The 21,084-nt window shown below is 68.1% G+C and carries 16 protein-coding genes, 1 tRNA gene and 1 pseudogene; 3 read left to right on the plus strand and 15 right to left on the minus strand.

What is annotated here, in order from left to right:
- Window positions 1-7: 7 nt before the first annotated feature.
- The 12 genes from OZ671_RS19435 to OZ671_RS19490 all read right to left on the minus strand — a co-directional run bounded on the left by OZ671_RS19435 (window position 8) and on the right by OZ671_RS19490 (window position 16,009).
- Window positions 8-1,381, minus strand: coding sequence for a sensor histidine kinase (locus OZ671_RS19435; protein ID WP_268862286.1), 1,374 nt, complete (start codon window positions 1,379-1,381; stop codon window positions 8-10).
- Window positions 1,382-1,533: 152 nt separating this feature from the next.
- Entirely contained in the window at window positions 1,534-2,211 is a 678-nt protein-coding gene (locus OZ671_RS19440; RefSeq protein WP_268862287.1) for a response regulator transcription factor, read from the minus strand.
- Between the two features lie 18 nt (window positions 2,212-2,229).
- A complete protein-coding gene (locus tag OZ671_RS19445; protein ID WP_268862288.1) occupies window positions 2,230-2,847 on the minus strand; it encodes a class I SAM-dependent methyltransferase in 618 nt (205 codons plus the stop codon).
- Window positions 2,848-2,936: 89 nt separating this feature from the next.
- Window positions 2,937-3,845, minus strand: coding sequence for a glutamate/aspartate ABC transporter substrate-binding protein (locus tag OZ671_RS19450; RefSeq protein ID WP_268862289.1), 909 nt, complete (start codon window positions 3,843-3,845; stop codon window positions 2,937-2,939).
- Window positions 3,846-3,872: 27 nt separating this feature from the next.
- Entirely contained in the window at window positions 3,873-5,207 is a 1,335-nt protein-coding gene (locus OZ671_RS19455) for a sigma-54-dependent transcriptional regulator (protein ID WP_268862290.1), read from the minus strand.
- A complete protein-coding gene (locus tag OZ671_RS19460; RefSeq protein WP_268862291.1) occupies window positions 5,204-7,078 on the minus strand; it encodes a sensor histidine kinase in 1,875 nt (624 codons plus the stop codon). The genes OZ671_RS19455 and OZ671_RS19460 overlap by 4 nt, the downstream gene beginning before the upstream one ends.
- Window positions 7,079-7,398: 320 nt before the next feature.
- Window positions 7,399-8,319 (minus strand): amino acid ABC transporter substrate-binding protein, encoded by a 921-nt coding sequence (locus OZ671_RS19465; RefSeq protein ID WP_268862292.1) that lies wholly within the window; start codon window positions 8,317-8,319, stop codon window positions 7,399-7,401.
- A 69-nt stretch (window positions 8,320-8,388) separates the two neighbouring features.
- Entirely contained in the window at window positions 8,389-9,696 is a 1,308-nt protein-coding gene (locus OZ671_RS19470; protein ID WP_103168839.1) for a dicarboxylate/amino acid:cation symporter, read from the minus strand.
- Between the two features lie 27 nt (window positions 9,697-9,723).
- The gene (locus tag OZ671_RS19475) at window positions 9,724-10,749 is read right to left on the minus strand and encodes a C45 family autoproteolytic acyltransferase/hydolase (RefSeq protein ID WP_268862293.1); all 1,026 of its coding nucleotides are present in this window, start codon (window positions 10,747-10,749) and stop codon (window positions 9,724-9,726) included.
- A gap of 14 nt (window positions 10,750-10,763) precedes the next feature.
- Window positions 10,764-12,218, minus strand: a complete 1,455-nt coding sequence (locus tag OZ671_RS19480; protein WP_268862294.1) for a biotin carboxylase — start codon at window positions 12,216-12,218, stop codon at window positions 10,764-10,766.
- Window positions 12,219-12,249: 31 nt separating this feature from the next.
- Window positions 12,250-15,060: an aminotransferase class I/II-fold pyridoxal phosphate-dependent enzyme gene (locus OZ671_RS19485; protein ID WP_268862295.1), complete on the minus strand. Its 2,811-nt coding sequence runs from the start codon at window positions 15,058-15,060 to the stop codon at window positions 12,250-12,252.
- 16 nt (window positions 15,061-15,076) lie between these two features.
- Entirely contained in the window at window positions 15,077-16,009 is a 933-nt protein-coding gene (locus tag OZ671_RS19490) for a carbon-nitrogen hydrolase family protein (protein ID WP_268862296.1), read from the minus strand.
- A gap of 744 nt (window positions 16,010-16,753) precedes the next feature.
- On the opposite strand from OZ671_RS19490, the gene OZ671_RS19495 reads away from it, so the two are divergent.
- On the plus strand, window positions 16,754-17,173 hold the full coding sequence (locus OZ671_RS19495) for a pyrimidine dimer DNA glycosylase/endonuclease V (RefSeq protein ID WP_268862297.1): 420 nt from the start codon (window positions 16,754-16,756) through the stop codon (window positions 17,171-17,173).
- A gap of 252 nt (window positions 17,174-17,425) precedes the next feature.
- Here OZ671_RS19495 and OZ671_RS19500 read toward each other — a convergent pair.
- Together OZ671_RS19500 and OZ671_RS19505 are read right to left on the minus strand one after the other, a co-directional pair.
- Window positions 17,426-17,501: transfer RNA gene (locus tag OZ671_RS19500), tRNA-Glu, on the minus strand.
- Between the two features lie 98 nt (window positions 17,502-17,599).
- Window positions 17,600-17,950 carry a hypothetical protein gene (locus OZ671_RS19505; RefSeq protein ID WP_038307431.1) on the minus strand — a complete coding sequence of 117 codons (351 nt, stop codon included), beginning with the start codon at window positions 17,948-17,950 and terminating at the stop codon, window positions 17,600-17,602.
- A gap of 173 nt (window positions 17,951-18,123) precedes the next feature.
- Between OZ671_RS19505 and OZ671_RS19510 the strand changes: the two genes are divergently transcribed.
- Both OZ671_RS19510 and rpoH read left to right on the plus strand, forming a co-directional pair.
- A complete protein-coding gene (locus tag OZ671_RS19510; protein ID WP_268862298.1) occupies window positions 18,124-19,131 on the plus strand; it encodes an RluA family pseudouridine synthase in 1,008 nt (335 codons plus the stop codon).
- Between the two features lie 312 nt (window positions 19,132-19,443).
- Entirely contained in the window at window positions 19,444-20,343 is a 900-nt protein-coding gene (rpoH, locus tag OZ671_RS19515; protein WP_038307435.1) for an RNA polymerase sigma factor RpoH, read from the plus strand.
- Between the two features lie 203 nt (window positions 20,344-20,546).
- Here rpoH and OZ671_RS19520 read toward each other — a convergent pair.
- Window positions 20,547-21,084, minus strand: a pseudogene (locus OZ671_RS19520) (hypothetical protein); the annotation flags it as partial.

The following is a 21,084-nucleotide window of genomic DNA, read 5'->3' on the forward strand; positions in this document are numbered from 1 at the left end:
CGGGCCGTCAGCCGGCGTCCGGCGCCGGACCGAAGACGAGCCGGAAGGCCACGCCTCTGTCACGATGGCAGATCCTCACCTCACCGCCGTGCAGGCGCATGATGTCGCGCACGAGATGCAGGCCGAGACCGGCGCCGCGGCCGTTCTGATGGTGCTTGTAGAACGGCTCGAACACCCGCTCGGCGACGGCGCGCGGAATGCCCGGCCCCTCGTCGCTTACCTCCAGCCAGGACGGCCCCGCCTCCAGCCGGATCTCGCCATGCCGGCCGCCATGGTCGACGGCATTCTGCACCACGTTCATCAGCGCGCGCTGCAGGCTCATCGCGTCGCCCCAGACGGTGCCCGCCCGGTCGCTGTCGAAACGCATCGTGTAGCCCGCGGCGAAGACCAGCGGCGACATGTCCAGGGCGACCTTGCGGGCAAGGTCGCCGAGATCGACACCGGTGCGCACCACGCGGCCCTGCGACAGGCGCTGAAGATCGAGCATCTGCTCGGTGAGGATGGCGAGCCGCGCGGTATCCTCCATGAGCTGCGAGCGCGCCTCGCCGTCGGGCAGGGCGCCGACCCGCGTGCTCAGGATCGCAACCGGCGTGCGCAGCTCGTGCGCCGCTCCCGCCAGGAAGCGCTGCTGGCGCGCGATGCCGTCGTCGCGGCGGCCGAGGGCGCGGTTGACGGCATTGACGAGCGGCAGGATCTCGCGCGGGACATCGCTCGTCGACAGCCGGCTGCCGCTGTCGTCGGCCGCGATCGCATCGGCTTCGGCCGCGGCCTGGTCGATGCCGGCCAGCGATCGGCCGACCACCAGCGGCGTCGCGATCAGCGCGCCGAGCGCCATGACGAGAACGATCGGGACAACCGTCTTGGCGAGGACGAGCGAGACGCTCATGGCGATCAGCAGGCCATTCGCCGGCGCGTCCGTGCCGGTCAGGAACTGCAGCCGCCCGGCCGTCGTCTCGGCCCAGCGCATGCGGGCGGTCGGGCGGTCGGGATCGCCGACGGTCCAGCCGAACCGGGCCTGGCCGACCTCGTCGAGCGTCGTGCCGATGCGGGCATATTCCCGCGGCACCTCGCCTTCGACCAGCGGCGGCGCTCCGGGCTCGCGAATGACGAACCAGAGATCCGGCCGCTCCCGGCGCAGCGCCTCGAGCGCGGCGGTCGGGCGCAGCTCCAGCCGGCCGGAAGGCGCCCGGACGACAGCTTCGCGCAGCAGCTCGATGGTCGCGTCGGTCGAGCGGAAATTGGTGATCCAGCCCGCGCCGAACAGAAGGCCGGTGACCAGCAGCAGCACGACCGACTGCACACCGAGGAGCCGCCAGAACAGGCGACGCCGCAGCGAATAGGCCGCACAGGCTCCGGTGCCGCATCGCGCGGGTGCGGGCACGCCCGCCGGCGTGGCGCTCGGGGCGCTTCGCGCAGGTGCGGGCACGCCGGACGGCGCGGCGCTCGGGGCGCTTCGCGCAGGTGCGGGCACGCCGGACGGCGCGGCGCTCGGGGCGCTTCTCCCGGGTGCCGACAGGCCGGATGGCGCGGTGCTCATGGCGCTTCGCGCAGGAGATAGCCGAGGCCTCGGACGACATTGATGACGACCCGGGCTTCTTCGGCCTCCAGCTTGCGGCGGAGCCGGGAAATATGGGAATCGAGCGCATTCGACTGGATCTCGTCGTCGAAGCCGAACACCGCTTCCATCAGAACCGCACGCGGCACCATCCGGCCGGCGCGGCGCATCAGGCACTCCAGCACCAGGAATTCGCGCCGGGTCAGGTCGAGCGGCGTATCGCCGACCAGCATGTCGCGCGCGGCCTGGTCGAAAGCGAGACGCCCGACCACCATGCGGTTCGGCCGCAGGTCGTTCGGCCGGCGCATGACGGCGCGCAGCCGCGCCAACAGCTCGTCGAAGACGAAAGGCTTGGCGAGATAGTCGTCGGCGCCGATTTCGAGGCCCGCGATCCGGTCGGGTACCTCGCCCTTGGCGGTGATGACGATGATCGGCAGCGTCACCCCTCGCCCGCGCAGGCGCGGCACGAGCTGGATGCCGTCGCCGTCGGGAAGCTGACGGTCGAGCAGGATGGCGTCATAGCCGGGATTGCCGGCGACCATTTCGGCATCGGCCATCGTCGTGACGTGGTCCATCACCATGCCGTGCTTGATCTCGAGGCCGGCCCGCAATGCGGCGGCCATGCGCGGTTCGTCCTCGACCAGCAAGATGCGCATCCCGATCCTCGCCTGTCTTCATGCCGCCGCGCGGCCGCCGGCCGGCACCGGCCGGCCATCGATCGTTTCGCCCAGCCGGCTGATACGGTAGACCGCCGCCGGAGGGAAGTTGCGCAGCGTCGTTCCGATCCGCTCGGCGCGGAGCCCGAATGCCCGCAGCATCGCCGCCGGCACCGGGCAGACCGGACCATAGGTGAATTGATAGAAGGCGCCATCCGGCGCCAGCCGGTCGAGACAGGCCGCGATCAGGCAGCGCAGGTCGGAGCGGCGCAGCGAGGGCAGCGGCAGGCCGCTGACCACGGCCCGATAGGGCACGTCGTGGGCAATGCCGTACCGGCAGACCTCCGCCGCGTCGCCCTCCAGCACGGTCGCCTGCGGGAAGCGCGCCCGCAGCAGCGGAATGAAGGCCGCCTCCCGCTCGACCAGCGTCAGGTCGCGCTGGGCGATGCCGCGCGCCTCCAGCGCGCGGGTGAACACGCCCGTGCCCGGCCCGAGCTCCAGGACCGGCGCGCTGTGCGGGGCAAGCTCCCGGGTCATCAGCGCCGCAAGGCGCGGCCCCGACGGCGTCACCGATGCGATGCGCAGCGGCCGCCGGGCCCAGGCGAGGAGGAATTTCAGTCTGTCGGCGTTCGACATCGATGCCTTCGCTGCTGGCGTTGCGATGCCGCCCAGCAAAGGCAAGGAACATTACGGCAGTCTGGAAAGCCCGCAGGCGGCCGGCGGGCCTATTCCAGCGGCCGGTCGTTCGGCGCGGCGAAGAGCTGCCTCAGCCGGTCCGAAACCGGCCAGTTCAGGTTCATGTCCTGCGGCGGGATCGGCTGCGTGAACCACCTGGCATAGAGCTCCAGCGCCCGGCCCGACGTCATGATCTCGGCGATCGTGTCGTCGACGAGTTTCTTGAAGTCCGGGTCGTCGCGGCGCAGCGTGCAGGCATAGGCTTCCGACGAGAGGGCCGTGCCGGTGACCACCCATTGCTGCGGATCGGCGGCACGCGCCCTGCGGCCATAGAGCAGCGCATCGTCCATCACGAAGGCCTGCACCTGGCCGGTTTCGAGCATGTGGAAGGATTCGTCGTGGTCCTTGGCCGAGACGATGGTCATGGCCAGGCCCCGCTCCTCCTTGTATTTGCGCAGCAGCCGCTCGGGCGTCGTGCCGGCGGTCACCACCACGCGCTTGCCGGCAAGATCGGGGAAGTCGCCGATCCCCGAGCCGCGATGGGTCAGGAGCCGCGTGCCGACGATGAAGATGGTGTTGGAGAAGGCGACCTTGCGCTCCCGGTCGACATTGTGGGTGGTCGAGCCGCATTCGAGATCGACAGTACCGTTGACGAGCAGCGGGATGCGGTTCTGCGAGGTCACCGGCACGAGCTCGATGGTCAGCGCCGGCAGCTGCAGCCGGCTGCGCAGCGCACCGACCACCAGCATCATGATGTCGTGGGAATAGCCGACCACCCGCCGCGCATCGGCATAATACGAGAAGGGCACCGACGCCTCGCGATGGCCGAGCCGGACGGTGGCGGTCGCCGCGATCCGCTGCAGGGTCGGTGAATCGACCGCTCCGGCCGGCGCGGCAAGACCTGTCGCCAGGCCGGCGATGGCCCCGGCGAAACCGATGGTTCGAAGCCTCTGCCTCACCGCGCGCTCCCCCCGCCGCCGGCCCTGTCAGGCCGACAGTCCATACTTCCTGATCTTGTCGTGCAATGTCGTCTTCGGCACCTTCAGCGCATTCGCCGTCTGGGTCAGGTTGCCGCCGAAGCGGCGCAGCTCGTTCTCGATCAGGTTGCGCTCGAAATCGTTGACCCATTCGGTGAGCGAATGTCCGGCAGAACCGGCGCGGCCGTCGGCCGCCGTCAGCCCCTCTTTCGGAATGCCCAGCACCAGGCAGTCCGCGACATTGCGCAGCTCGCGCACATTGCCCGGCCAGGAATAGGCCATCAGCCGGTTCATCTGCTCCGTCGAGATTTTCGGCTGCGGCCGGCCGAAGCGGCTTGCCGAGAGAAGCATGAAATATTCGAGCAGCAGCGGGATATCCTCGCGCCGCTCACGCAGCGGCGGCAGATAGATGGTAACGACGTTCAGCCGATAATAGAGGTCCGAGCGGAAGGTACCCGCCTGGACGTGGTCCATCAGATCGGTCTTGGCGGCGGCGATGATGCGGCAATCGATCGAGATCTGCTGGTTGGAGCCGACCCGTTCGATCACCCGATCCTGCAGCACGCGCAGCAGCTTGACCTGTACGTTCATCTGCATGCTCTCCAGTTCGTCGAGGAAGAGCGTGCCGTGATTGGCATGTTCGAGCTTGCCGATGCGGCGCTTCTGCGCGCCGGAAAAGGCGCCCGCCTCGTGGCCGAACAGCTCGCTGTCGAGCAGGTCCTCCGAAATGCCGCCGCAGTTGAGCGCGACGAAATGGCCGCCGCGCCGGCGCGACAGCCTGTGCAGCGCCTGGGCGACCAGTTCCTTGCCGACACCGGTCTCGCCGCGGATCAGCACGTCGACCGACGCGTCGGCGATCTCGGCGACGAGGTGGCGGACCCGCTGCATCTGCGGCGAGCGGCCGATCAGCTTGGCCTCGACCCCCTCGATGCGGGCGAGGCGCTGCCTGAGATTGGAGATCTCCAGGGTCAGCGAGCGCTTTTCGGTGGCGCGCCGCACCACGTCCACCAGCCCTTCCGGCCGGAACGGCTTGGTGATGAAGTCGTAGGCGCCGTTGCGCATCGCCTCCACCGCGACCGCGATGTCGCCGTGGCCGGTGATGATGATGACCGGCAGGTCCGGGTCGATGTCGTGGCAGCGCTCGACGAAGTTCATGCCGTCCATGCCGGGCAGCTTCAGGTCGGTGACGACGACGCCGGCGAAACCCGGGCTGATCGCCTTCAACGCCTCCTCGGCCGTGCCGAACCCCAGGGCGTTGAAGCCCGCAAGCTGGATCGCCTGGACGCAGCCGAGCCGCATCGGCGGGTCGTCCTCGATCACGATGACGGTGAGCTTGTCGTTCATGACGCAGCCTTCGACGGAGGTTGAGGCAGGACGAGGATGAAGCGCGCGCCACCTTCGCGCCTGTTCTCGGCGTTGAGATCGCCGCCGAAATCGCGGGCGATGCCGCGCGAGATGGTGAGGCCGAGGCCGAGGCCCCGGCCGGCCGGCTTGGTCGTATAGAAGGGCGTGAACAATTGCCGGGCGACCTCGGGGCTGAGGCCGCTGCCGCTGTCGCCGATCTCGATGGCGACGAGACCGTCCTCGCGCCGCCGCGCGGCGATCTCCAGGTGCCGGGCCGGCGCCGCGCCCATGGCATCGATCGCATTGGCGATCAGGTTGATCAGGATCTGCTCCAGCCGGTTGCGGTTGCACCAGACCAGCGGCGCCGCCGCTTCCACCCGGTTGGCGACCTGGATGGCGCCGGCGCGCAGGCGCTGGTCCAGCAGGAAGAGCGCACTGGTCACCGCCAGCGTCACATCGACAGGTTCGGGCAGGGTCGACGACTTGCGCGCGAAGGATTTGAGCGGCTGGATGATGCCGCCCATCCGTTCGACCAGGCCGTCGATGATGGCCAGATTGTCCTGGGCGCCCGCAAGATTGCCCCGGCGCATGAATTCGCCGGCATTGCCGGCGAGCGTCTGGATCGCGCCGAGCGGCTGTGCCAGCTCGTGGGTGATGCCGGTGGCAAGCTCGCCGAACACGGCGAGCTTGGCGGCCTGCACGAGGTCGTCCTGGGCGGCCCGCAGCGTCGCTTCGGCCTGCACCCTTTCGGCCATCTCGCGCCGCAGCCCGTCATTGGCCTCGGTCAGGGCTGCCGTGCGTCTGGCGACCATGGTCTCGAGCTCGGCATTGGTGCGCTCCAGTGCCTCCCGCGCCTCGCGGCGCTGCCGGGTGATGCGCCGCCACTGCCAGAGATAGGCCGCGAGCAGCAGAAGAAAGCCGGCGAGCAGCGCCGAGAGGGCCGCCGCGACATCCGCCTGCCAGCGCAACTGTCCCGTCGGCGACAGGACGAGAAGCCGCCAGTCCATGCCGTCGAGCGCGCGCATCTGGGCGATCATCGGCTCCCCCGCCTCGCGCGCGGTGGTCTCGACCAGCGCATTGCCGCCGGCCGGCTCCGCCGCGCTCGGCAGGACGAGGTCGAACGGCATCCGCTCGATGCGATGCTCGCCATACATGCCGGTGAGTTCGAGGTCGACGCGCTGGTCGACGCTGAGCGGCTTCAGCGTCCTGTACAGCCAGTCGGGATTGGAGGCGAGGATGACGACGTCGTTGCGGTCGGCGATCAGCGCCGGCTTGCCGAGCAGGGCGAAGGCCTCGCGGATGGCGGCAAGGCTCGTCTTGGTGACGGCGACCCCGATCACCTTCTCGCGATCCCGCACCGGATAGGCGACGAAGAAGCCGGGCTCCTCGGGCGCCGCACCGAGGGCGAAATGGCGGCCGACGAAACCGGACAGGGCGTCCTGGTAGTAGGGCCTGTAGGCGACGTCGGCGCCGAGGCGGCTGTCGTCGGACCTGATGTCGTTGCTGGAACCGACCACCAGCCCCCGGACATTGGCGATGAACACGGCGTCGCTGCCGAGATGGGCATTGAGGCGGTGCAGGTAGCGGTTGACGGTCAGGACCTTGTCGGGCGGCCCCTGGTCGCGCAGCAGTTCGACCACGTCGCGGTTGAGCTCGATCGTGCCGGCGATGCGGTCCCAGCGGTTGATCATCAGCACCGCGTTGGAGGCGAACAGATCCAGCCGGTGGGCGCTGTCCGCGACCAGGAGGGTCATCGCCCTGGCATAGCCGAGCCGATGGCCGGCAAGGCCGGCGGCGGCGACCAGCACCGCGGCGAGCCCGAGCGCTGCGGCCCACCAAATCCGCGCGCGGTTCAGGAAGGTGGTCGGCATGGCTCGCGACCCGGACATGCGCTCAGACCAGCACAAAGCCGCGGGATTTGGCCAAGCTCTTGCGTCGCGATGGCACGGTCCGGTCGTCAGGCCCCCTCGTTCGCGCTCGCGCCATGCCCCGGCGACGGCCGCACCGGAAGAACCGTTCGGCCGATGCCCCCTGGACAGGTGACCAGAGCGCCAGTCAGCAGAGCATTGCATCCCGGCAACTTTCGCAAGTGCTTTCTGAGATACCGTTGGGATCGGCCGAGGGCGGCGCGCGGCGCCCGGACGCCGGAGAAAGGAACGGCGAGGCCTGCGGGGCTCCCGCCGCTGGAGGTTCAGTCCGGCCGGGCGCTGAGCGTCCCGAAGATCGATTCGAGCTGCGCGCTCATCGGCAGCCGCAGGCGCTCACCGCCGGGCAGGCGGTGCATGAACCAGCGGTTATAGGTGTGCTCCAGCTCGCGCGATTCCGCGATGGTGCGGAACATCCGGTCGACCAGACCGGCCATGGCCGGATCGCCGCGCCGGAACATGATGCCGTAGGGGTCGTAGGACAGGAAGTCGCCGACCACCATCACCTTGTCGTCGGCCTGGGCGCGCGCGACCTGGCCGTAGAGCAGGATGTCGTCGCCGGCATAGGCGTCGGCCTTGCCCTCCATGAACAGGGCGAAGGACTGGTCGTGGTCCGGCGTGGCGACGATGTTGGCGCCGATGTTGAAACGCGTCGAGACGTCCCGCAGTGCCTTCTCGTTGGTGGTCCCGGCGGTGACCACGACCGTCCTGCCGCGCAGGTCGCGGAACGAGCGGATGCCGGCGTCCCGGCGCACCATCAGCTTGGTGCCGGCGACGAAGATCACCGGCGAGAAGCTGGCGGTGGCCTGGCGCTCGACATTCTGCGTTGTGGAGCCGCATTCGAGGTCGATCTGGCCCGATGTCAGGGCTTCGAAACGCGATGCCGAGGTCACCGGCACCCATTTCAGCTGCAGCTCGCGGCCGATCTCGTCGCTCATGGTCTCGACGATCAGCCGGCAGAGATCGATCGAATAGCCGATCGGCTCGCGCCTGGCGTCGAGATAGGAGAAGGGGAATGACGCCTCGCGATAGCCGATCGTCACCACCCCCGTGTCGCGCGCCTTCTTCAGCGTGCCCGCCAGCGCGTTGGGATTGCCCGGCGCGTTGGGATTGGTCTGGGCGCCAGCCGCGGCGGCGCCGATCAGGCAGCCGACGAGGGCTGCCAAGCCGATCCACAGTCGTCGCATGGTCTCGTTCCTTTCGAGGCGGCCATTGCCGGCCGCCTGCCCCTTGGGTGCACGATGACGGATGCCGTGTCAGGCCGTCTGGCCGGCAAGGCCCGGCGCGACATCGCCCGGAACCGCGTCGTCCGTCGTATCGCTGAGCTCACCCTCCCATTTGGCGATGCTCGCCACCGCGATCGAATTGCCGACCGCATTGGTGGCCGAGCGGCCCATGTCGAGGAACTGGTCGACGCCCATGATGAGCAGCAGGCCGGCCTCGGGGATGTTGAACTGGTTGAGGGTGGCGGCGATGACCACCAGCGAGGCGCGCGGCACGCCGGCCATGCCCTTGGAGGTGAGCATCAGCAGCAGCAGCATGGTGATCTGCGTGCCGAGCGGCAGCTCGATGCCGTAGGCCTGGGCGATGAACAGCACGGCGAAGGTGCAGTACATCATGCTGCCGTCGAGATTGAAGGAATAGCCCATCGGCAGCATGAAGCTAGAGATCTTGCGGCTGACGCCGAAGCGGTCGAGTGCCTCCAGCATCTTCGGATAGGCCGCTTCCGAACTCGCGGTGGAGAACGAGATCAGGAACGGCTCCTTGACCAGGCTGACGAGCTGGAACACGCGCGGGCCGAGGATCAGGAAGCCGACCGCCACCATGAGCGCCCAGAGCGCGAACAGCCCGAGATAGAAGCTGCCCATGAACTTGGCGAAGGTGACGAGGATGCCGAGGCCCTGGGTGGTGATGGTGGAGGCGACCGCCGCGAACACCGCGATGGGCGCGAAATACATCACCATGCCGGTGATCTTCAGCATCATGTGGGCGGCCTGGTCGATCAGCTCGGTCAGCGCCCTGCCCTTCTCGCCGAGCGAGGCGAGCGCGATGCCGGCGAAGATCGAGAACACCACGATCTGCAGCACCTCGTTGGTGGCGAGGGCCTCGACGATCGATTTCGGCACGAGATGCGTGATGAAGTCCTTCAGCGTGAAGGACGAGGTGCGCAGGTTGGTGGAGGCACCGACATCGGGCAGCGGCAGGCCGATATTGTGCCCGGGCTGCAGGATGTTCGCAAAGATCAGGCCGAGCACCAGCGAGATCAGCGAGGCGGCCATGAACCAGCCGAGCGCCTTGATGCCGACGCGGCCGATCGAGGAGGTGTCGCCCATATGCGCGATGCCGACGATCAGGGTCGTCAGCACCAGCGGGCCGATGATCATCTTGATCAGCCGCAGGAAGACGGTGGTGATGATGTTGATGTTGTCGGCGATCTGCCCCGCCACTTTCGGATCGGGATAGTTGACGTTGCACATATAGCCGACGACGACGCCGAGGATCATGCCGATCAGGACGTAGAGCGTGATCCCTCGCTTTTTGGGTTCTGCTGCAGCGGCTGCCATTGACTTCACTCCTGTTGCGCCCCTGGATCAGGCAAGTGGTTGCGGTCTCGCGCCGTGGCCGGCGTCTTCGGTGGCGGTGGGGGAAAGATCGAAGGTCACCGTGTGGCTGCCTTCGGCGAAATCGGCGACGTGCTGGCGCCAGCGCTTGCCGGGCCAGGCGAGCTCCACCGCGTCCTCGCGCGGCGTGTAGACGACCGTGTAGAGCGTGCCGTAGCCGCGGTCGTAGGCGGTCTGGAACAGCGGCGGCCGCAGCATGGCGGCCACAAGCGCGTCGGCCGTCCCGGCCTCGCCGGCCGCGCGCGCGAGCCGCTCGGCCCGCGTCACCGTGTCGGTGGCAGTGGCATGCTCGGGCCATTCGATCGCGTGCTGGTGGTTGGCCACCGGCCGCGCCGCCAGCACCTCGGCCGGGCGGTCCGGCGCCACGAAGACGGTGGCGGCATCGCCCGAGCGGTCGAGCAGGGTCACGCTGTAGGTCATGTGGACCGGCAGGCGCTCGAGCGCCCGGGCCGCCTCGCGCGTGGTCGCGCAGAATTCGAGCAGGTAGCGCAGCACGACCGGAATGCCGAACCCCTGGCCGCTGGCGCGCCGGCCGCCGAAGCTCAGCGACACGGCGAGGCCGGATTCGTTGATGCCGTCGAGCGCCCCGCACAGGCAGTCGCTCATCGCCACGACGCGCTGCCCGGACCAGCGCGTGGCAAGCCAGGCGCCCTCGATGAGGCCGGGCGGATAGTCGTAGTTGCGCACCAGAGCCGGCGCGCCCGCGCCGGTCCAGACCGCCTGGGTGCAGCCGGCAATATAGGGCGGCGGGCACCACATCGAGAGGAAGCGCGCCTCGATGTCGCCGCCGCCCGCAAGCGCCGTGAGCTCCTCCCAGACCGGCGCCCATTCGGGCATGTGCTGCTGCACCGCACGACGGCAGGCGAGATAGGTCGGCCGCTCGGCCACCCCGCCCCTGAGGAACCAGGCGCGGTAGCCTTGCCAGTGGCGCGCGAAGAGACCCTGCCATTTCGGGCCGGGCCGGTCTTCCACAACAGCGGCGAAGGTGCAGTCCATGACCACCTGTCCGGTCAGAGGATCTTGAACGATCCGGGCGTCGGCGCCGCTTCCAGCGCCGTGGTCGCGAGCGGCGCGGCGGCATAGTGCTGCTTGACGCCGCGGATCCAGTTGTGGGCGCGCTCGTTCAGCTTGAACGTCTCGTCCATCGAGCGGCCGCGGGTGATCAGGATGCCGAGGTCGGCGCCCTCGTAGCGGTAGTCGCCGGCCCCGGTGATGCGCAGGAAGAAGGCTTCCCGTTCGGAATCGATGGCACGCCGGTTGGTGTCGAAGCGGTGGTAGGAGACCGAGCCGTCATCGGCCATGCGGTACATGCCCGAAGGCGGCGCGTGGGTGACCCGGTCGACATTGTTGGCGGTGTACTTGATCACCACCTGCGACCAGGAATCGACGAATTCCGGCCGTGCCCAGCGCTCGTTCAGCTCCTTGACGTTGAGGTCGAAGGGCACGCCGGAAAATTCGAGCAGGTGGAACAGGAACAGCGGCACGTCGGCATAGGCGAAGGCCGCGTGATTGGTCATCGGGCTCGCGCCGCAGATGCGCGGATTGAGCTCGCCGAGATAGACCTCGCCCGAATCCTCGTCGATCAGGAAGTCGAGGTCGAAATAGCCGCGATAGCCCTCTTCCAGGAGCTGGTTGCCGAACCGGAACGCCATGTCGCGGGCCTTCGCGCGCACCTCCTCGGAAAAAGCGCCCTGGAACACCTCGTTGCCGCACCAGCCGCCGCGATAGGGCGTGAGCTCGCGCGCGCCGACCACTTCCGTCAGCAGCGCGCCGACCAGCGTTCCCGACTGCGTGGCGCAGGCTTCCAGCGTCGCGCCACGGCAGTTGATCCGCTTCATGATCTTGACCTCGGCCTCGCCGACGATCTCGTCCCGGTGCTTCTCGAAATCCTCCTTCGAGGCGATGAAGAAGGTGGTGTGGCCGGAATCGCCGAAGGCGGTCTGGATGACGAGATCGGTGCCGAGGCCGTTGCGCTTGGCGATCTCCATCAGGTTCTGCCAGTCGGAGACCTTTTCCAGCGCGTTCGGCACCGAGGCGACGCCCGCCTTGTTGCCGATGCGCACGGTTTCCATCTTGTTGTCGCAGCGCTGGCGGAGCTTGGCCGGCGGGAACCAGACGTCGAGGCCCAGCTCGCGCGCCAGCTCCTCGGTCTTCTCGTCGAACATCAGGAAGGTGGCGACCGGCTTGCCGCCGCGCTTCTCGATGAGGTCGACCACCTCCTTGTGCTGCAGGAGGTAGTTGTTGATGTCCTCGATCGACTCGAACTCCGCATGCGGCATTTCCGAGGGCACGAAGACGTTCGGGTGCCGGCCGTCGAAGCAGTCGATGTAGTTGATGTACTGGAACCGGTTCACCCACTGGTCGATGCCCAGCAGGTTGAAGTTGGTCGCGCTGATGAAATAGATCGGCCGCTCGTTGCGGTGGAAGAACAGGCGCAGGTCGGAGACGTTGCGGATCGTGTCCATGTGATGAGCCCCTCAGACGTTTTGTTCTGGTTCAGACGACGTGCAGCACGGTCTCTTTCGGTCGCCGCTCCGGCAGGTCCGGCGCGCCGGTATCGGCGATCTCGCCGAGCGCCTTCTCGCAGAAGACCCTCAGCCCGATCTCCGGCCGGTAGCCGTGGATCTCCTTCACATCGAGCGCTTCCATGAAGGTCAGGATGTCGGAGCTGATCGCCTGGCCGGGCACCAGGATCGGGAAGCCCGGCGGGTAGGGAATGACGAACAGCGCGGAGACCACCTCGCGGCCGGCGGCGATCGCCCGGCGCACCTCGGCCATGGTCAGGTATTCGCAGTTCTCTTCCTCGTAGGAGAGGAAGAAGGCCTTGCGGATGTCGCCGTCGGGCGTGGCGGCCAGATTGCCGTCGGGGCCGTGGCGGAAGCCGACATGGAAATGCGAGAAGTCGGGCAGCGGCGGCAGGTCCTCGGTCAGCGACTTCACGCGCTTCTCGTGGATGCGCCGCTCGATGGCGCTGAGGTCGGCCGTGTTGCTCTCCACCTCCTTGGCGATCTTGAGCAGCACCTCGATGAGATAGGCGACGGAGGACCGCGTCGTGCCGATATTGGTCATGAACAGCACGGTGTTGCGCGAGGTCTTGTTGATCTGGATGCCGTACTTGTCCATCAAGTAGCGGTTCTTGAACGTGTCGCCGTCGATGCCGGTATTGCCGATGAACAGGGTGAGCCTGGTCGGATCGAGCGCGAATTCGTCCGCGCGCCAGGCCGTTTCCATATTGGCCCAGCCGGTCAGCGGCTCGTAGTAGCTGTCGATGCCGGACTCGCGGAAGCTCTCCGGCACCAGCTCGCCGACATTGAGGAAGTAGAAATATTTCTTCAGCAGCGGATGGGTCGCCACCTGCTCGCGCAGCGTCATGGCGAACTCGATCTGCCGCTGCACCAGCTCGTAGCCCTCGAGCTCCACCTGCCTGCGGCCGAAATCGAGGGAGGCCAGAACCTGGTAGTTCGGCGAGGTCGAGGTGTGGGTCATGTAGGCCTCGTGGAAGGCCTCCTCCGTCTTGTCGCGGAAGTCCTGGTCCCAGATGTGGATCATCGATCCCTGGCGCAGCGAGGTCAGCGTCTTGTGCGTCGACTGGGTGGCGTAGACGCGTACGCGTGCCTTGGCCGGATTGGGCATCAGCCGGGTCGCGATCAGCTTCGCATCGTCGTCGCAGTCCTCGACGTCGAGCTCCTTCCTGAAGCGCTCGTGGCGCGCCGCATAGTCGGGATCGGCGAAGCGCTCGCAGAGCCGCGCCGCCGCCGCCATGCCGGTGCGCCGGCGATAGGTCGGGTGGAAGCGGGCGAAGGCGAACCAGGCCTCGTCCCAGAGGAAGATCAGGTCCGGCTTGATCGCCAGGCACTCTTCCATCACCCGCTCGACGTCATAGACGACGCCGTCGAAGGTGCAGTTGGTGAGCAGCACCATCTTGACGCTGGCCAGGTGCCCGGCGCGCCGGTAGGCGAGCAGCACGCGCTTCAGCTCGGAGATCGGCACCGCCCCGTACATGGAGCAGCTGTCGAGCGGATAGGAATCGAGATAGGCGACCTGGGCGCCCGACAGCACCATGCCGTAATGGTGCGACTTGTGGCAGTTGCGGTCGATCAGCACGATGTCGCCGGGCTTGACCAGAGCCTGCACCACGATCTTGTTGGCGGTCGAGGTGCCATTGGTGGCGAAGAAGGTGCGCTTGGCGCCGAAGGCGCGGGCCGCCGCCTCCTGCGCCTTCTTCAGGGGGCCGACCGGGTCGAGCAGCGAATCGAGGCCGCCGGACGTCGCCGAGGTCTCGGCCATGAACAGGTTGGTGCCGTAGAACTGCGCGACGTCCTGGATCCAGTTCGAGTTGAGAATCGACTTGCCGCGGGCGATCGGCAGGGCATGGAAGACGCCGGTCGGCTGCTTGGAATATTCCTTCAGCGCCGCGAAGAACGGCGCGCGGTAGCGCTGGTCGACGCCCTTCATGATCGCCATGTAGAGCTCGGTATGGTCCTCCTCGCGGAAGAACACGCGCTGGAAGATGTCGCCGACCTTGACCGCGATCTCCTCGGCCTTGAGATCGGTGACGAGATAGAGGTCGAGCTCCGGCCGCAGCTCGGAGATCTTGCGGCCGAGCAGCGGCCCGCGTTCCGATTCCGGCTTGCTTTCGATGTCCTCGTCGAGGCCGTCGAGGAACTTCCTGAGGATGTCGAGCTGGTATTCCGAGCGGAACGGAAAGCCGTGGCGGATGACGCAGGCCTGCAGATTGAAGTTGAACAGGGTGGCGATCAGCGCATCCTCGAAGCTCGGCACGACCACCACGTCGAAGACGAAGCTGTCGTCCGGCCGGCGCTTGCGCTGGACGCGCCGGCGCAGCGCCATCTCCTCCTCGTCGCTCATCTCGTCGACGATCAGCACCTCGAAATAGGGCTTGTTGATCTGGGCCTGCGATTCCTCCTCCGTCTCGATCTCGGACGGCCCTTCGAAATCGGAATCGAGCGAGAGCGCCTGGTGCCGGTAGCTGCGGTTGGCGAGCATCCGGTTGATCCGCCGCGCCGCGAGCTGGGTGCGGTTGAGATCGCCGTGCTCGAACCATTGCACCAGCTCGTCGAACAGCTTGCGGCCGGGAAAGGCCCAGTAGCTCTCGATCGGCCGGAGCAGGGCAAGGGTCGCCTGCACCCGCTCGCGCCGCTGGGCGAACTCCGAGCCTTCGCGCGGCAGCTCGGCCATGCGCCCGAGGTCGTCGGTCAGGGCGATCCAGCTGTCGGCCCGCATTTCCCAGACGCTGTGGCCGCGGTTCAGTGAGATCTCGTGACTGCGCCTTTGCCTGCGGGCCATGGCTCTCTCCGGAAGACTAATGGCTGGAGGATGGAGTGAATGCTGGCGGTGGCGGCGTGACGCCGGCCGGGCCCGTCGGGGGGAGCGGGTCGCCGGCCGGCGCCCCCGGCTTGACGAGTGGTCCGAGCGAGCGGAGGAAGGAGCTCGTCTCGGCGTCGCGCCGGTAGACCGGGAAATCGACCTCGCGGTCGCGGAAGCTCTTCAGCACCTGGCCGAGCCCGCGCAGGCCCCGCTCGCGCTCGCGGCGGACCTTGGCGAAATCGATCTCGATCGGAATGATCTGCTCGGCCGTGCCGGCCTCGTGCAGCACGTAGCCGGAGGGGTCGACGACGATCGACCGGCCGCAGCCGCCGGCGCCGACGCCATTGATGTCGAAGAAATAGCACTGGTTCTGCACAGCCGAGGCGCGCGCTATGGCGAGTTCGACATCGCGGTCGATCGTGTCGGTCATGGTCGGGTGGAGGATGACCTCGGCGCCGAGCGCCGCCATCTGCCGGGTCGTCTCCGGAAACCACATGTCGTAGCAGATCGAGACGCCGAACCGGCCGGCTTCCGGCACGTCGAACACGACGAACTCGGTGCCCGCGGCGATGCCCTGCTCGTAGGGCCGGAACGGAAACAGCTTGGAATAGCGCGCAACCACCGTGCCGTCCGGGGCGATCACCGGCGCGGTGTTGAAGATCGCCTTGGCCCGCGCTTCGAACAGCGAGCCGGGCACGAGCCAGAGGCCGAAGCGGCGCGCAATGCCGGCGAGCCGCTCCTCGACCGCGCCCGGCATCGGCACGGCCTTGGCCGGATCGGGGCCGAAGGCGGCGAGCTCGGAGAACAGGAGCATGTTCACCCACGGAAACCGGCCGCGCACATGCGCCGCATAGCGCTCCATCGTCTGGATGTTGTCGTCGTGGCTGGAGACGGGCATCTGAACGCCGGCGATTGCGAATGAACTCATGGGACTTGCGCTGCTTCCTTGTTCGGACCGCGGTCGCGCGCCTCGTGCGGGAACGGGCGGGCCGGCCGCGGCAAGCCGCGGCGACGGGTCACGCATCCAGCGTCGAGGGCGGCTGCGGCCACCTGCATTGCCGCGCGGCCTTGGCGGCGAGACCGGGATCTCTGTACCCGGCTGGCGACGGCGCATCGTTGCGCCCGGTCGGCCAGGCTCGCCTTGCCGCTTCGAATGGCCCTCCCCCTTCACCATTCGCCGGTCGACCCGGGCGAATGCGGCGTTTGCCGGCCCCACATCACCGCCGGCTCCTTGTCCGGGCGGACCCGGCGGCGGCGGCTTGTTCGTTGCCGGCAACCCTTGCGGGCGCCGGAAGCCGAACCGTTACACAGCGATGACGGGGGCGCAGCAGAAAGAACGGCGAAATTGCGCCTTCGGGCAGCGCCTTGAATTTCTTCGGGAAATCCCCGGAAAGGGCGCGAGGAGCGTTCGGATGTCCGAATGGACGCCGCGGACCGCGTCCGGAAATCCGAACGGCGTCAAGGAAACAGGCTGGGAGAAAAGAAGCGGCACGGCGCGCAGCCGAAACGCGCGGCGCAAGCCCGGCGCGAAAGCCGCACCTCCCCTAGCAGGTGGCGGGTCCAAGTCAAGGTGACGGCATCACGCCGGCCGCGCCGAAGATGCGCCGCGCCGGTTGCGCCGACGCCCGGGAATGGCTAGCGCAAGGGTCCCGATGATGCGCGTGAGGCAGGGATGACCCGGATCAATTGCGTGCCCCCGGCCGAGCTGGCGGGCGCGCATCTCGTTGCCGAATACCGCGAGCTGCCGCGCATCTTCGCGCTGGTGCGCGCGGCCATCGCGCGCGGCGAAACGCCCGACGACCGGCGCAACCCGGCGGCCTATACGCTCGGTGCCGGCCATGTCCGCTTCTTCTACGCCCGGCTCGGCTATCTTGCCGCGCGCCAGGCCGATCTCGTCCGGGAAATGCAGGCGCGCGGCTACGTCCCGACCTTCACGGATCCGACGAGCCTGCTCGCTGGCATCCCCGAGCCCTGGCACGGCGACTGGCAGCCGACGCCTGAGGCCCTGGCGCTCAACCGCGCCCGGCTCGCCGAGCGGCTCGGCGCCATGGCGGCGAAACGCGTGGCGGGATCGGGCGCGCCCGGCCGGTGAGATTTTCGGCCGCTCTGGCTTCTGGATCTGCTGCCGAGCAGGATCCGCTCCCTATCGACTGTGGCCTCTGCCCCGAGGGCATGCGGCCGGCAGCGGCCGGTGCGGCAAGGACGCTTGTGCAAGCGGCTCATGCCCTGCGGCTCGCGGAGCAGCGTCCAAGGCTTCTGCCAGGTTCGACGATAGAAAGCTGCACAGGAAGGCGGCGGCGCGATTATGATCGTGGAAAAATGCGGCGCGCGGCCTTGCGAGAAATGGCGCTCCCTAGGGGACTCGAACCCCTGTTTTCGCCGTGAGAGGGCGACGTCCTAGACCGCTAGACGAAGGGAGCGCGGTCCGCAGCAACTGCGGAGCGCGCTTCATAGGCGGAAACCGGGCGCCCGGTCAAGGACGGTGGCGCGACTTATTCGCGCGAAAATGGCAGGCCCGTCAGGACCGCGGCACCTGCGGCCCGCCGACGGTGATGCGGTGCACTTCCTTCAGCGACCTCAGGTCGTAGATGACGATGACCGGCACGCCGGCCTGGTCGTAGGTGACGGTGAGCTGGCCGTCGGCGGCGACCGCCGAGACGACCTTGCCGCCCTGCGCGTCGATGGCGCCGAGCCTTGCCGGGCCCGAGGGCCCCTGGCCGCCGAGCAGCCGGTAGGCGATGACGGCGAGCACCGTGCCGACACCGGCGATCATGATCAGGGACGAAACGATCGAGATGCGCCGGATCTTGGCGACGACGGCTTCGCTCGCCGGATCGTTGACATCGGGATCGGTAGACGTGTTGTTCATCGCGCGGCGTGTTTCTTTCGTGTGGTCCGGCCCGATATAGGCCATCGAGCTGCACGAAAGAAACAAAAACGACACTGGAAACAACAGGCTGTCGGCCCCGCGGAGACTGACATTCGCGCGCGAGCTGCTATCAAACGGCGGCGGATGGCGGTGCCCGGGGGGCCCGGGCGATCGTGAGCGGGGTTCGGCAGGTGGCAGGCGAGCGGCAGGAATTCGTGGTGGCGGCGGACGAGGCGCGCGAGCGGCTCGACCGGCTGCTGGCGCGCCATGTCCCGGCGCTCAGCCGGTCGCGCCTGAAGGCGCTGATCGAGGCCGGGCAGGTCACGGTCGGCGGCCGGACCACCACGGATGCCGGCCAGAAGGTCCATGGCGGCGACCGCATCGCCCTGGTCGTGCCCGAACCCGAGGATCCGACGCCGGCGGCCGAGGCGATCCCGCTCGACGTCGTCTACGAGGACGACGCGCTGATCGTCATCGACAAGCCGGCGGGCCTCGTCGTGCATCCGGCCGCAGGCCACTGGACCGGCACGCTGGTCAATGCCCTGATCGCCCATTGCGGGACGAGCCTGTCCGGCATCGGCGGCATCCGCCGGCCCGGCATCGTGCACCGGCTGGACAAGGACACGACCGGCCTGATGGTGGTGGCCAAGACCGACCAGGCCCATGCCGGGCTCAGCCGGCAGTTCGCCGACCACGGCCGCAGCGGCCCACTGGAGCGCGCCTATGTCGCCCTCGTCTGGGGCCGGCCGAAACCCGATGAGTTCACCATCGACGCGCCGCTCGACCGCGACCCGCGCAACCGCGAGCGCATCGCGGTGCGCGCCGGCGGCCGCGAGGCGATCACCCATGTCGGCATCGAGGACAGCTTTCTCGACGGCCTCGTGGCCCAGGTCGCCTGCCAGCTGGAGACCGGGCGCACCCACCAGATCCGCGTGCACATGGCCCATCGCGGCCATCCACTGCTCGGCGACGAGACCTATGCCAAGGGCTTCCGGACCAAGACCGCGAAGCTGCCCGAGGCTGCCCGGCTGGCGCTGGAGGCGCTCGGCCGCCAGGCGCTGCATGCCCGCCTGCTCGGCTTCGAGCACCCCGTGTCGGGGGAAACCCTGCGCTTCGAAAGCCCGCCGCCGGCCGACATGGCGCGGCTGATTGCCGCGCTCCGGGACCGATCCGAGGCCTGAAAACGCCTTAAAAACGCCGTCCGCGCCGATGTGACAGATCGGTAACGTGAACGTGTGCGGCGGTGGCCTCGCTATTTCGCAAGCGCAGCGTATGCTGCCTTCCATCACCAAGGCTTTCTTGCAATTTTGCAAGATGGCTGTGCCCGCGACGGTGGTCAAAAAGGGAACAAAGTCACCCTTCCGCCATTTTATTGGGTACATATATGTAGGCGTGTGGCTGGCACTTCGCAGCTGCACATGACGGGTTGTCTGGGCCTTGGGACAGGCGGCCCGGGCTCGCCGGATGGTCCGGGGGCCGGAAAGGAGACCTCTATGGCTTCTGTTGCTTCTCTTCCCATCCTCTCCGCGGAAGCGGGTCTGTCGCGCTATCTCGACGAGATCCGCAAGTTCCCGATGCTGCAGCCGCAAGAGGAATATATGCTCGCCAAGAGCTGGCGCGAACACGGCGACACCAAGGCGGCGCATAAGCTTGTCACGTCCCACCTCAGGCTGGTCGCCAAGATCGCCATGGGCTATCGCGGCTACGGCCTGCCGATCGGCGAGGTCGTGTCCGAAGGCAATGTCGGCCTCATGCAGGCGGTGAAGCGGTTCGAGCCCGACAAGGGCTTCCGCCTCGCCACCTATGCCATGTGGTGGATCAAGGCCTCGATTCAAGAATATATCCTCAGGTCCTGGTCGCTCGTGAAGATGGGCACCACGGCCAACCAGAAGAAGCTGTTCTTCAACCTGCGCAAGGCGAAGAGCTCGATCTCGGCGCTCGAGGACGGTGATCTGCGTCCCGACCAGGTCAAGACCATCGCCACCAAGCTGGGCGTCGAGGAGCAGGACGTCGTCGAGATGAACCGCCGGCTCGGCGGTGACGCCTCGCTCAACGCGCCCCTCCGCGAGGACGGCGACGGCGAATGGCAGGACTGGCTCGCTGACGACAGCGACAGCCAGGAGAATGTCCTGGCCGAGACCGAGGAAAGCGACAACCGTCGCGCCGCCCTGATGAAGGCGCTGGGCGTGCTCAACGAGCGCGAGCGCATCATCTTCGAGGAGCGCCGGCTGAAGGACGACCCGATCACGCTCGAGGAGCTGGCCGAACGCTTCGGCGTGTCGCGCGAGCGCGTGCGCCAGATCGAGGTGCGCGCCTTCGAGAAGGTGCAGGAAGCGGTGGTCAAGTCGATGCGCGCGCTGGAAGCCGGGCCGTCGCAGATCGCCGCACACTGAACCGGTTCAACCCGCTTGAACCGCAAAGGGGAGGCCCGCCGGCCTCCCCTTTTTCATGTCCGGAACAGTGCCGGGCGGTCGCGCATCTCGGCATCGGCCTGTCGGGGACGCCGCGACGACCTGGCATCAGGCGATGCCGCGAAGCCGGTTGCCATGCCGTCCGCAGCGGCGACCGCCGGCGGCCGACCGGCCGGTCCCTTGCGTCACTGCCCCCAGGCCGACAGGGCCTCGGCGAAGGCGCGCTCGCCGGAGACGCCCTTCTCGATGGTGAGGATGGCGCGGCGGCCATTGTCGTAGCGCATGGGAATGTCGATGAAGGCGCGGCTGCGCAGCGCCTCGATATTGCTCGCCTTGTCCGAGTCGAGTGCCGCCGAGAGGCCGACGAAGAAGAAGCCGTTGGTCACCCGCACCGCCTGGCCGATCAGCGGCTGGCCCCTAGCCTGCTCGGACGCCTTCATCAGGATGCCCGGCACCTCGGAGACGCCGCGGAACTCGAACTCGCGCGGCAGGCCGAACACGACCTCGATCGTATGGGTCGCCGGCAGCGTCTCGTCGAGATTGCGCCGGATCGTCAGGGTCACCGTCATCCGCCGCTCGGGGATGGTGACCTCGCCGACCAGCACGAGATCGGGCGGCTGGCCACGGCCGACGCTGACCGTCTGGGTGCGCCAGATGACCGTGCCGCGCATGAGCGTGCCGGCCTGGTTGCCCGGCGTCTCCTCGAACAGGGCAGCACCCTGG

Source organism: Phreatobacter sp. AB_2022a (assembly GCF_026847585.1).
GTDB lineage: Bacteria > Pseudomonadota > Alphaproteobacteria > Rhizobiales > Phreatobacteraceae > Phreatobacter.